At 55.5% G+C, this 13,621-nt stretch carries 7 protein-coding genes; 3 read left to right on the top strand and 4 right to left on the bottom strand.

Annotated features, from left to right (window positions below; translation table 11 throughout):
• Positions 1-180 precede the first annotated feature (180 nt).
• From B880_RS26815 to B880_RS0122645, 4 genes are all read right to left on the bottom strand, one after another.
• On the bottom strand, positions 181-1,104 hold the full coding sequence (locus tag B880_RS26815) for a hypothetical protein (RefSeq protein WP_157060609.1): 924 nt from the start codon (positions 1,102-1,104) through the stop codon (positions 181-183).
• A gap of 128 nt (positions 1,105-1,232) precedes the next feature.
• Entirely contained in the window at positions 1,233-2,456 is a 1,224-nt protein-coding gene (locus tag B880_RS0122655; protein ID WP_017349750.1) for a YncE family protein, read from the bottom strand.
• A 23-nt stretch (positions 2,457-2,479) separates the two neighbouring features.
• Positions 2,480-4,726, bottom strand: a complete 2,247-nt coding sequence (locus B880_RS0122650; protein WP_017349749.1) for a condensation domain-containing protein — start codon at positions 4,724-4,726, stop codon at positions 2,480-2,482.
• A gap of 69 nt (positions 4,727-4,795) precedes the next feature.
• Positions 4,796-6,910: a TonB-dependent receptor gene (locus B880_RS0122645; protein WP_017349748.1), complete on the bottom strand. Its 2,115-nt coding sequence runs from the start codon at positions 6,908-6,910 to the stop codon at positions 4,796-4,798.
• A 488-nt stretch (positions 6,911-7,398) separates the two neighbouring features.
• Here B880_RS0122645 and B880_RS0122640 point away from each other — a divergent pair, with 488 nt between their 5' ends.
• The 3 genes from B880_RS0122640 to B880_RS25430 are packed head-to-tail and all read left to right on the top strand — an operon-like array spanning position 7,399 to position 13,484.
• Entirely contained in the window at positions 7,399-8,988 is a 1,590-nt protein-coding gene (locus B880_RS0122640; protein ID WP_020376730.1) for a condensation domain-containing protein, read from the top strand.
• A gap of 32 nt (positions 8,989-9,020) precedes the next feature.
• On the top strand, positions 9,021-12,062 hold the full coding sequence (locus B880_RS0122635) for an amino acid adenylation domain-containing protein (protein WP_020376729.1): 3,042 nt from the start codon (positions 9,021-9,023) through the stop codon (positions 12,060-12,062).
• A 48-nt stretch (positions 12,063-12,110) separates the two neighbouring features.
• Positions 12,111-13,484, top strand: coding sequence for a condensation domain-containing protein (locus B880_RS25430; RefSeq protein ID WP_017349747.1), 1,374 nt, complete (start codon positions 12,111-12,113; stop codon positions 13,482-13,484).
• The last annotated feature ends 137 nt before the right edge of the window (positions 13,485-13,621 follow it).

The following is a 13,621-nucleotide window of genomic DNA, read 5'->3' as shown; positions in this document are numbered from 1 at the left end:
AGAGTAAAGCTTCCGCCGCATGGATGCGGCGGCAGAGCCTCCAGGGATGGATTCACGGCGTCTTTACGGCACTCCCCGCCATCTGCGACTGAAACGCACGAACACCCACCGCACCATGCCAACCTGAAACGCACGAACACCACCATTCATGACACCCTCTCACCCAGGATGGTCCAACAATCAGTAAGTTGTCGTTCCGCTAGCGGCGCTGATGGTCGCAGTGCTGTCAGTCGTAGCGGCACTCGCATCCGTACTATCTGTGCTGGAGGTGGTCACTGCTGTACCTGTCGCCTGCGTGACGCTGGACGTTGAGCCGGTCGTTGCTGCTGTCGTCGCTGGTGTGGTTGTGGTTACCGAACCAGAAGTCGTAGCAGCAGGGGTTGTTGTAGTGGTTGCCGCCGTTGAAGCCGGCGTCGTCGTTGTGCTGGCTGCTGGAGCGGTAACGCTGGTTGAAGTACTCGCGGCTGTTGCTGTACCGGATGTTGTCGCAGTAGTACCGGCAGTACTCACGGTTCCGGTTGTCACCGTTGACGTTGTCTCAGGCGTAGTGGCAGCAGTAGATGGCGTTGCAGTTTGTCCGCCCTCAGTTGTTGCGGCTCCTGCGGTGTTGGTCGCACTCACAGGCTGAGCACTGGATCCGGTAGCCTGCAGCGTCGACACCTGCTCTAACTGAGGCACCGGTAACGGCTCACCTTTTGGCTCTGGGGGTTTTGGTGGTGTCAGCTTCGTCTGTTTCACCAGCTTAAAGCCCGGCGCACGCACAACGCGGTAATCAATCTCTGACAGCTGATTGCTATTCGTATTGATCTTCAATGAGGTAATCGTCACCCGGCCATAACCGAACAGCGTCTGCACATAGCCGCCGATCTCATGGGAACCTGGCTTGAGATTAAACGAGGTGGTTTGCCCGCCAGGTAATCGCCCTGCTTCTTTGCCATCAATAGTTACAATCACAGGTGAACCGTCGTCAGTCCGTGTCACCACATGGGTAATCGACACCTGAGAAGGCCCCTCAAATTGCGAAGCATCACCCGGCGAATGCTGAGCACAGGCGGTGAGGAAACTACTTGCTACCACGGCGGTAAGGGTAAAACGGGAAACCATACGCACTCAATCTCTCTATATTGCCAAAGGCGTAAGTTTAGCAAACTGTGATTTAGCGCAACATATGAGAGTTAACCGAAATTGCGTGAACAGGTGTAAGTGACAACGTCACCTACACCTGTCAAACATCACTGCTGAATACGTACTACGCTCTCTTTCTCACCCGCTTTGGTCGCGGTGATATCATTCTTCACGGTAACGTATAAAGCGTTGGCTTTGCTGTCCAGCGTCAGACTGTTTGGATGCGGCGGCAGTGGCAACGTCTGTAACCGGTTCAGCGTCTTCGCATCAAACACCGCCAGCGTTCCCTTGCCGTGCTCTTCACGCACACCATTGCGGTTAGTCACATAAATCCGCTGATTCTTCTGATCTAACAACAGACCAATTGGCACCTCATCCGTCTCTGCTGAGGCCAACGTTTTTCCACTGTCCGCATCGATTGCGTAAAGCTTATGGCCGGTGCTGCGGCGCGTATAGGCTTTATCAAGATAGTGATTACGATACTTATCACGATCGATACCCTGATCAACACCCAGAACCCGATTGCTGGCTGGGTCATACACCAGATTCAGCAGTTGGTCAGCGTCAATCTCTTTTACCGACGTCAACGCCAGCGTATCCGTATTCAGCGTCATTAACTGACCCTGCATATTGGAGACAAACACCCGACGGCCCTTCTCATCCAACGCAATCCCCACCGCATAGAAACCGAAACCGGGAATCACTTTCTCCAGCTTACCGGCTTTGGTATCCACCACGAACAGCACGCTCTCTACGCCATAACCCAGTCCCGGCAGGAACAGACGACCGGTTTTCGCATCGAATTTAATCTCGCGGATCTTATAAAGATAATCATCCGTCAGCTTAAAGCGCTTCAACTCTGCCAGCAGGAAATCCAACTTCTCACCCTGCAACCCTGCCGCACGATAAGCCTGCTCCAGGTTCACTTTATTCTGCAGTGCGATCTCCGCCAGATTGCGATTGGTGGCCGTATCCACCACCCCAACCGCACCATCAAAACCTTGCGTCAGGTATAAACGGTTATCGGCATCATCCAGCGCTACGCCAAACCCTTTCACCTTCTGCGGGATCTCTGCTTCAATCTTTAAGGTAGTGGGATCGAGACGTAACACGCGCGACTGCGTCTCCTGCTTCCAGTCTGGTGCGCTAACAAACACCGCCTGCTGCTTAGGGCTAAACGCCATCTCCACCAGCGTGGAACTCAACGCGGCGCGGCTAATATCCTGATTGCGAATCGGCGCTTCCGCGCCCTGGGCTCCGCTGGCGACCAGCATCGAGGCCCCCATCAGCAGCGACATCAACGTACGCGGTGAAGTAAATGGTGCAGACATAACCTTATCTCCTTATAAAAGCCTTACTGTGTGACAGCTGACGCCAGAGCCTGAAGCGCAACGGCGTGATTCTCTTCTGCGGCAAATGCGGCAAACACTCGCTGCACGGTGGCAGCAATTTTCTCCGCCTGATCCGTGGTGTAGTGATCTGTGCGGTACGTCATCTGCACGCGCAGGTTGTCTATGCCATCAATCTGCTCTTCCAACACTTCAAATTGCAGCCCCAGCAACGCCCCCGGTTTATCCGGCTCCACCTGACGGTAGGCCAACGAGCCTCCGTCCTGCAGTGGGAACTCACCGTTCAGGAGAATGCGGGTGTGAATCTGAATAAACACCTCAAACATATGGTTTTTACGATCTGAATCCGCACCAAACAGCGCTTCTTCTACCAGATCGATAGGAACATCGCTGTACGGCAGTGAATCATTGATAGTGTCTCTGACCTGATTCACTAATCCATCAACGGTCAACGCCTCACCGAAGCGAATACGGTGCGCCACCACGGTAGTGAAATAGCCGATGGTGTCGAAATAGCTGGCGTCATTGCGCCCGGAAGTCGAGGTGCCGACCAGCATATCGGCCGGTGCGCCCAACAGATGCAAAGCGCTGGTAATGCCTGAATAAATAGCGTTAAAACGCGAGGCGTGATTACGTCTGGCTAAGGCATACAAACCATTGGCAACCTGCTCTGGCACAGTAAACTCGACCCAGCCCGGCGTAACATCCGCATCGGACGGCTGTGACATTGAATTCACCTGATCAGAGCCAAAAATAGGCTGGCCAACAGGCGCGCCACGCAGGTGTTGCAGCCAGTAATCAAGGTGCGCTTGTTGCAACCCCGAACTGTGCTGCTGCTGCGCGAAACGCTGGAACGGCGGAGGCTGATGCGTCCACGCCGGTTGCTGCCCCGCTGCACGATAGCCATAGGCCTGGCCCAGTTCTTCCATCAGGAGATTCAGCGACCACTCATCCAGCACCACATGGTGGAACAACAGCGAAAGGATCTGCTGACCGTTCTGGTGGTCACGCAGGAAAGTGGCACGTAACGGCAGTTCACGCGTCAAATCAAACTGGTAATCACTCACCTGCGCCAGCACCGCCTCCCATTCACCCGCAGGTGCCCGATCGGAGTAGCCAAACCACTGATAGTCTGACAGCGCGGCCTCGGCGACCACCTGCTGACGTACGCCATCAGGCCCAGGAATAAACAGCGAACGTAAGACGCTATGGCGCACCATCACATCAATAAAGGCCTGACGTAGCGCGTCTTCATCGACCGCATCGAGGAAACGGATGGCAAACGGTAAGTTGAAAATATCGTCGTGATCAAAGGCTTCATAGACTTTCCACAATGAAGCCTGGGCCAGAGAAAGCGGTGCATCGACCTGGTGTATCTCGGCTGTCGCCGCATTCCGGCTTTGATCTGCATTCAATGGCTTAGCGCAGGCAGAGAGCGCGTCGGCGCTGGGGTGATTAAACAGATCGTTGATATTCACCGCCAGTTGATGCTCGCTCAACAGACGGCCAATCACACGCGTGGCGACTAAAGAGTGGCCACCGTGATCGAAAAAGTCATCGCCGGCACACATTTCCGGCGCGTTTAACGCACTGCGGAATTCAGCCAGAATCAGGGCGCTGATCGCCGCATCGATATCTCCCGCCGCACTCGCAGTCGGCGACGAGATTGCGACAGGGGCGGCCTGCACTTCCCATTCACTCGCCAGCAAAACATCCGCCGGGTGGGATTGTTGCCATTCGCTCTCAACCGCCTGAATCAAGGTCGCCGCGTCGAGTTGGGCGATTTCATGCAGCACCACGCCTAATAGCAGGCTGTTATCAGGCTGGCTGAGCAGTAACAGCCGTAACGGAATCTGTTTATCTAATGCTAACGGCTGTGTTTGCGCCGTTTGCAGCCATTCTGCTGCCGCACTCTCATCATCAACCGCCGTGAGGGAAATCGCCCGGGTCACGGCATTCAACGCAAATTTAACGATCCCCTGCTCATCATCAAAGGCGTAGCCCACATTAATGGCAGGCGTGTTATGCAGCATATTCTCCAGGGCAACAATCACTTCGCCCACGCTGCGCTGTTCTGTCAGATGCCAGGCACGCAGTGTTTGCAGCGCAGCGGCTTCACCTTGCTGATGGCGAAACCACAGATCCTCTTCCTGCTCACTCAACGGCGAAAACGCAGGTGCCTCTGCGGCGAAAGCCTGGTCCAGTTTTGCCAATTCACTATCACTGAGCAGTGTATGGAATGCGTCACTCACAGCATTACCTCCTTCTTATCCGCCTTGCGGCAAAAAAACGGGGGCCTCAGCCCCCGGTGAACGGTTAAATCAGAAATCCAGTTCCAGTGCTACGCCATACAAGGCCGCGCGCTGTTGAATCGCAGTATTGATATTGTTGCTGCTGATCATCACGTAACGATCTGAATCGAAAAGGTTCTTGGCAAACAACGTGGCGCGTCCACGGGTAAAGGTGTAAGCCAGCTGGGCGTTAGCCGTCCAGTAAGAGCCCACTTTGCCGCGTGCATCGTTGTCGTAAGCTGAGAAATACCCATCAGAGAAGGAGACATCGGCACTGATTTCCCAACTCTGCAGGAACTGATATTTCGCTCCGCCATTGGCAGTAAAGTGCGGTGCACGTGCCAGCTGATGCCCTTCTACACCGCTGCCACCAAACTCTTTGATTTTGGTATCCAGCAGGCCAATTTTACCAAACAGGTTCCAGTCGAGGCTTGGCGTCCAGTTGGCACCAAACTCCGCACCATAGGTCACCACTTTATCGGCATTACGAATCACCGATGAGGAGGATGACAGGTAGTACGGCAACTGCATGTCTTTGTAATCGTTGTAGAACAGGTTGCTGGTCAGCAGCACATCACCAATCTGATGGCGGCTATACAGTTCATAGTTCCACACATACTCAGCACCGTAGCTGTAGTTGGTGTAAGGGGCTGCGAGGGTGATCCCGGCACCACCGGCGTTGTAACCGCGCGCAATACGTGCACCGTAGGTCTGCACATCGGTCGGTTTCCATGCCAGGTCGACCTTCGGCAGGAACACGTTGTACGTCTCATCAAAATCAAGACGTACGCTGCCGCTGCCGCCGTTACGGGTACGGTGTTCACGCTCCAGTCGGGTGGAGCCGGTCAGGTCGACGGTTGGCGTCAGTGAATAGGTTAACTCACCGTAAGCCGAGGCCGTTTTGGTCTTATCTTCGAAGGTTGAACCGCCGAACAGATAGACATATTCGTCCTGGCTGGCATCGAAGTAGCGTAAACCAGCAAGCCCGCGCACCACGGTATCCCTGTCACCAAAGTGGACTGATGGCTCTACCTGAAGTTCATGTCCTTTGATGTGGGCATAAGGCAAGTTGTAACCGGTGTAGCGATTCACGTTGAAGCCGGTATAACCGATGTTGTTCTCGACTTTTAACGTCTGGGTTGGCTCCCAGGCCACGTTCCAGACACCGCTATTGGTATTGCTTTTGAATACCGGACGACGGTAGTCATAGCGGGCGCTGGAAGGATCGACCAACGGGTCATTTGATTCGTTCTGCGGTGAACCGTTATCGGCGTGGTTAAAGGTAAACAGCGAGGTGAAATCACGCCAGTTTTCCGGGTTATACAGCAGTTTGGCTCGTGCGGTGGTGGTCTGCACTTCACGCGGATCGCCTACCGGCTGATAGGAAGGCATATCCACATCGCTGCGGCGTTTCTGACGCTCAGCGCTCACACGCAACGCTAATTGCTCGTCCACAATCGGTACGTTGAACATCGCCGCCAGTTGTGAAGAGTTATAGTTGCCAAAACCGCCTTTAAAGGCACTTTCGGTATCGAACGTTGGATTTTTGCTGGTCATGACAATCGCACCAGCAATGGCGTTGCGTCCCTGAATGAAACTTTGTGGGCCAAGGAACACTTCCACCCGATCCATATCCCACAGCGACGGCGAACTGTAAGCCTGCTCATTGTAGGTCAGCGAGCGGCCATCCACGGACAGGCCAAGACGTGGGCGGGTACCGCTAAGAAACGCGCCTGCGCCGGTGCTCGGGCCCGATCCGTCAATACCACGGACGGTAGGCAGATCGTTACCGGTGCCGGTATCAACTACGTTAGCAGTCATGCGCAGCAGGTCAGAAACCTTGGTGGCATTCGCCATCGATTCAATACGTTTTTGGTCGAAGACCTCCACGCTGGAACCGGTGTCGAAAATAGTACGGTCACTCTTCTCGCCCGTTACGATTAGCGTTTGATCTTGTTGTTCTTTTTTCTTGCTGTCAGGGGTCTGAGCAGCGGGTTGTGTTGTTTCGGTGGTGTTGGTTTCAGCCGCAATAACGCTGCCAGGCAGCAACGTGCAAAGTCCAAAAACCAGAGTGGAAAACGCGCTAGCTGTGTGTCGTTTTGTCACTGCAAAATGTCGAACCTGAGCCGCAGAGAGCTTGCCCATTTATCTTATCTCCTTCATCCCAGAGGGTAAAAAACGCGCATGTTTTTTCAATAGATAAATCTTGCCGGGGCTCACATTTCACAACTGAACAGGGCGGGCTTCCCGGCCTCGCTTCCCCCTGCTCTAAACCTGACAGAACACCGCTTTTCTTGTCCCAAAAAGGCAGTTTTTTGCCTGTCACGGTAAAAAATTGTTAGCAACGATAATGTTTACATTTTCTGAATGCAAATCATTATCACGATCTTGTAAAAAAATAATCGCACAATGTAATCACACGAAATGAGAAAGTTTTTCACCTTCGTGAAAATACATATAAAAATCATTTAATTAAGATGTGAAAGTGTGTGTTAAAAGTGAATTAAATATTTCCAGATGTTTTTGTTTTACAAATCCCACACATTTAACGGGATAATGATAATCGTTTTCATTTGAAATTTTATGACATATATTCTTGCAGTTTATGATTCAGGATGAAGAGAGAAATAACGATGAAAGCGTTAACAACGATGCAAGCCGCCTATTGGGTTGGACGTCAAACCGATGGCCCGCTGAGTGGCGTTGCCGCGCACCTTTACGCTGAATTCGACCGCGAAGGGATGCAGGTTGCCCCGCTGGAGAAGGCGGTCCGCGCCCTGTTTCAACAGCACTCGGCGCTGCGTTTACAGGTAAGCCCTGCGGGTGAGCAGAGTATTGCTCCACTTAACGAACACCACTGTCTACAACTGGATGACTGGCGAGCAGAAAGCGCCAGCGCGATTGCGCAAGGTCTTGAAAGTAAGCGCTATGCTAAAAGCCAGCAAAAACTGGCGCTGGACCAGGGCGTAGCCTGTGAAATCAGCCTGACGTTACTGCCAGATGATCGCAGCCGTTTACATATCGATGTCGACATGATCGCTTGCGATGGCGTGAGTTTCCGTATTTTAGTTGAAGCATTGGCGGACTATTATCATCAACTGCCGCCAACGCCGCAGGATTTACAGGCGTCACAATGGCTACAGTATCTGGCGCTCAATACCCCTGATGCTGAACGTCGCAGCCGGGCGCGTCTCTGGTGGCAGTCGCAACTGGCCACCATGCCACCGGCACCGCGTCCGCTGGCAGCCCCTGGCCCCTGTCGCAGTAACCGGCTGGCACTACAACTTTCCGCCCTCCATTCCGCCCAGCTTAGTCGGTTGGCGCGCCAGCATCATCTGACCCTTTCGGCCCTGTTTTTGGCGCTTTTCGCCCTTAGCGTGAGTCATGGCTGGAAGATGACGCGTTTTCGCCTCAATGTGCCGATGTTCTTCCGTGAACCGCTGATGCCTGCGGTGGATAACATCATTGGCGATTTTTCAGAAGTGCTGCTGCTGGCGGTTGAAATTCGTGCCGGAGAATCGCTGGTGGCTTTCACCCAGCGCCTGATGGCACAACTGGCCGAGCTGATTAGTCATGCGGATTACCCTGGCGTCAGTGTAGCGCGCGATCTTTCGCGGCTACACGGCAACGTGCAGTCGACGCCAATCGTGTTTACCGCTGGCTTTGGTATTCAGGGCCGCACGCTGTTCTCTCCGCAGGTCAAACAGACGTTGGGTGAGCTGAGCTGGGTGATTTCACAGGGGCCGGAAGTGATGCTGGATGCGCAAGTGGCGCACCATGATGATGGCATCTTGATCAACTGGGATGTGCGGGAAGATGCCTTCCCGGCGGGCACACTGCCGCGTTTACTGGCGTGCTGGCAGCAACTGCTGCATCTCACCGCCTGGCATCAGCCGGGTATGACACTGCCGGTAGGGCAATTACTGGCACGCGCGACCCCTCAGGCATGGCAACAGCAGCAGCCGCTGCGCGATTTGCTGTTGCGCCTGTTGAGCCGCATGAATATTCATACCGATGCAGAAGCAGATTTGCGCCAATTCAATCTCAGCCCAGAGGCGTTAATGCCACTGCGGCAAGTGCTGGAAAAATACCTGCGAGTCAGCCTCAGCGAACAGGAATTGCGTGACACCGTCACTATCTCAGCGCTGGCAGCGGAGATACATGCACGTCAGCCTGCCAGCCCGCAGGCTGCGGAGAAATTGCTGGCCGCGCTTGCGGCATAACACCGTTTTTCAGAACCACCACAGGAATCAACATGGAAAGTGTTTTAACGCCTTTGCAACAGGCTTATCTGCTGGGCCGTAGCGATCGCTGGTCACTGGGCGGCATTGCAATGCATGATTTCCGCGAGTATCGCGGTCAACAGTTAGATGTGGATCGCCTGCAACAGCGGCTGCTTGAGTTGATACAGCATCATGATGCCCTGCGTACCTGTATTGATCCGCTGCGCCTGACACAGCGGGTGTTGCCCGAAGCCCGGCTTAATTTTGAGTTATTCGATTACACCACATTACCTGTCGAAGCGGCCGAGCAACGGCTGGCTGCCCTGCGTGAACGTTATGCGCATATGTGCCACGATCCGCAGCAGCCGCTGTGGGGCATTGCGGCGGTGAAGCTCCCCGCCAGTTGCCCACATCCAAACGTGGTATTCACCAGCTTCGACGCACTGATCCTCGATGGCCCCGGCATCGGTGAAATTACGGCCCGTCTGTTTGACGACCAACCGCTGAAACCGGTGCGGGCAGCCGCCGCCCCCGTGGCCTTTAGCGAGCAGCAGCGCCAGGCCGATGCCGCCTGGTGGCAGCCACGTTTACAGGCCATGACCACGCCCGCCGCGCTTCCGTGGCAGGTGCCGCTGGCCCAGGTAAAAGTGGCACAGTTTCGTAGTCAGCAGGTGTGCATTCCGCGTGAGCAGTTGCGCAAAGTAGGCCGCCTCGGTTCCGCCGAAGGGTTGATGCGTAACAGCGTGTTATCCGCGCTGATTCTCGACACGCTGGCGTTCTGGAGTAGCGACAGCGAAATCTGCGTGGGTGTGCCGGTGGCGTTTCCTGCCGCGGATAATGCCCTGAGTAATCAGTCCAGCTTTATTGCCGTGCGCTACCAGCGCACTGACAGCACCTCACTGGCAGCGCGGGCGCAGGCATTTCAGGACGATGTTCTGCGTTCGCTGGATCATCTGGCCTTTTCGGGTGTGGACTTGTCACAGGCGTTGAGCCAGCAAGCCCAGGGTGGCCCGGCGCTACCGGTGATCATTACTAACTGCCTGAGTTGGGAGACGCTGTCCGCCGAAGGCGACATGCATTATCACCACGGGCTGACGCAGACACCTCAGGTCGCGATTGATATTCGTCTGATGCTGGATGAGCAGAAGAATTTGCTGATCCGCGTGGATTATGTTGAGCAGGTGCTCTCCGCCAGCCTGATTACCCAGTTTATGACGGCGCTGGAGCAGCGCTTCCAGGCCAGCAGCCAGCAGGAAACGCTGGAGTTGCCTGCGGCGCAGTTCATCGACTATCGCCACTATCAACGCAATACCCCGGAGAGCAGCGCGGTGCTGGCTCCCTGGCTGGAGCAACTGAGCCAGCGACTTTTCAACGCAACAGCGTCGGCAACCGCATTGATTTGCGACGACCAGCGTTGGAGCTATCACCAGTTAGGTGAACAAGTAAAGCAGTTGATGGCCGCCCTGCAACAGCGAGATGTTCAGGCGGGGGAAGTAGTTGCCATTTGTCTGCCGCGCGGGCCACAGCATATCAGCCTGGCCTTGGCCTGCGTGCTACAAGGTATTGTCTGGGTGCCCATCGATATCAATTCACCGGAAGATCGTCGTGCCTATTTGCTGGAGAACTGCCAGCCTGCGCTGGTGATTCATCACGGCCAACTGAATAGCGGCGTGACGTTTGAAGCACTTCTGCACTCCGCGGCACCTCCTGCACGCCTGCACGAGAGCCGCTGGTTGCAGACACGCAGCCTGAGCGAGGATGCCAGTTACTATCTTTATACTTCCGGCACGACCGGCAAGCCCAAATGCGTGGTGCTGAATAACCGGGCCACCGGCAACGTGATCGCACAGACCGTGCAGCGTTGGCAGGTCAGCGCCCAGGATGTTTTGATTTCCGTGACGCCCCCTCATCACGATATGTCGATGTTTGATCTGTTCGGCGCACTGTGCAGTGGAGCCACGCTGGTGCTCCCTGCTGCGCATCAGGAAAAGGATGCGATTAGCTGGAATCAACTGGTTGAGCGTTACGGTGTCACGATTTGGTGTTCAGTGCCCGCGATGCTGGAGATGCTGCTGAGTTGCAAAACCGCGACCAGCCTGGCTTCGCTACGTCTGGTGGCGCAAGGTGGGGACTACATTAAACCCGCCACCGTGGCACAGCTGCGCACGCTGCGGCCAGATATTCAGCTCTATTCACTCGGTGGGCCGACGGAGACCACGATCTGGAGCATCTGGCATCCCATCGGTGAACAAGAACGTGGCACCGTGCCTTATGGCGAGCCGCTGCATGGTAATCAGTACTTTATTTGTCATGCCGATGGCAGTCACTGCCCGGCAGGCGTGGTCGGTCGAATTCACACCAGCGGGGTGAATCTGGCGCTGGGTTATCTCACCGACGGCGAGATACATCAGCAGGATTTTGTCGAGGTGAAGCAGCCCGATGGCACACCGGTGCGCACGTTCAGAACCGGCGATCAGGGTTATTACCGTGCCGATGGCAATATTATGTTCGCCAGTCGAATTAACGGTTATGTGAAGATTCGCGGCGTCCGCGTTTCCCTGCCGGAAATCGAAGAAGCCCTGGCGGCGAACAGTGCGATTCGTGACATCGTAGTGGTGGATTATGTGGATGCCAGCAGCGGAGATACCTGTCTGGGGGCATTTTACCTGAGCGAGACGCAGCAGCCGATGAGCCAGGGCGAGCTGCGCCGTTGGGCCAGCCACTGTCTGCCTTCAACCCATACGCCAACCCGGTTTATTCACGCCACGGCATTACCGTTGTCCGCCAACGGTAAGACCGATCGCCATCAGATTCGCGCCCAGTTCAGTCAGCCGGATGCCGCTGCCAGCCCCGATCTGGGCCAGCAGATTATCGCCTGTTACGCGAGTGTGATCGGTAAGTCAGTAGAGGCGAGCTGGAGTGATGAGACACCGTTTTTAGCGCTCGGATTGACCTTGCCCCACCTGCGGGCGGTGGCGCAGAAGTTAAGCCTGGCCACGGAGCGCACGCTGACCGTGGGGCAGTTGCTGCCGTGCAAAAATGTGGCTGACGTGAAGCAGTTGCTGCGTAGCTGAGCCGCGATTAAGCGTTATACGACGATGTGATAATTCAAGGAGAGTGATATGTCGCACACCGTTCTTAGCACCGAATGGCTACCGCTGACCTCTGCACAGCTCGATTTCTGGGAAGAGTACCGTCTCCATCCGCAGCAGACTTTTGCCACTGTGGCCCACTGTACCCGTTTTAGCGGTGCGGTGGATGTGGCACTGCTGGCGCGGGCCATTAGCCTGACGTTGCAGGAAGTCGCCGCATTTAGCCTGCGTTTTAATTCCGCTGCCGTGCCGGATCAGGCGCAGCAGCGGCTGGATTCACGCGCGAGTCCCCACCTTCAGTTGATCGATTTACAGCAGCAGCCGCACGGTGAGCGGCTGGCCATGCAACAGATGCGGGAGGATACGCAACGGGTGGCCGATCTCACTGGGTCGGACATTACACATAGTGGGTTGTTTGTTATCAGCCCTGAGCGTTGTTTATGGTATTTGCGTACGCATCACATCATGGTGGATGGCTATGCGATGGCGCTGATTGAACACCGTGTCGCAACCCATTACAACGCGATGCGTAATAATACCGCCGCCGGTGCGGAGCTGGGCTGTTTCCGCACTTTCCACGCCGAGGAGCAGGCCTACCCAACGTCCGATCGTGCTGCAAAAGATCGCCTTTTCTGGCAGCAGGCACTGCCGGATATCGCTTCACTGCCGCAGGTGAATAAAGGCGATGCGGCTTATGGCCAGCGTGCGTTGAGCAGTAGCCAGCCCATCGCGGCGGCGCTGAGTGAGCCGTTGGTGCAGTTGGCCGCGGATTATGATCTGAGTTGGCCGGATGTGTTGATCGCCCTTTCCGCTGCCTGGCTGTTTGAGGTCGTGCCGCCCGTGAAGATGCAGCAGGATCAGCGGGTGATGTGGATGCCGGTGATGAATCGCCGGGGTTTTGCCGCCGCGTCCGTTGCCGCGCTCGCGGTGAATACGGTGCCGATGCAGGTGGTTTTAACCCCCGAGACCCAACTGGCGGATTATCTGCCTGCCATGGTGCAGCAGTTGAAGCGCCTGCGCCGTCACGCAGGTTATCGCCTGCGTCAGCTGGGCCAGGATCGTGGTGTTGCGCAGGATCGGCGTTTTTTTGTGTCGCCGTTTATTAACGTGCAGCCGTTTGATGCTCCGCACTATCCTGGCATAGATACACAGCGCCAGGTGCTGGCGGGCGGCGCAGGTGATGGTATTAATCTGATTTGGCGCGCCGATGCTGATGGCAGCAATCTCACCCTGGATCTGGATATTTTCCGTGCCCATTGCCCGCAGGCAGCCGAAGCGCAGCACTTTGCGCCATCATTGTTGGCTTTCCTGCAACGCGCTGTTCAACCCAGTGCGCAACGGGTGCCGCTGGTGACGCTCAGAGAGCGTGATAACCGGGTTATTTTTTCACATGTGACGGCTTAGTGGAGTGTGGTGAGCACCACCTATGGCATGGTGCGGTTGGTGTTCGTATGTTTCATGTTGGTGCGGTGCGGGTGATGTTCGTTTGTTTCAGGTTGGCGCGGTGCGGTTGGTGTTCGCGCGTTCCAGTCGCAGATGGC

The organism is Pantoea sp. A4 (assembly GCF_000295955.2).
Taxonomy (GTDB): Bacteria; Pseudomonadota; Gammaproteobacteria; order Enterobacterales; family Enterobacteriaceae; genus Pantoea; species Pantoea multigeneris.
This window is presented reverse-complemented; position numbering and strand designations above follow the sequence as displayed.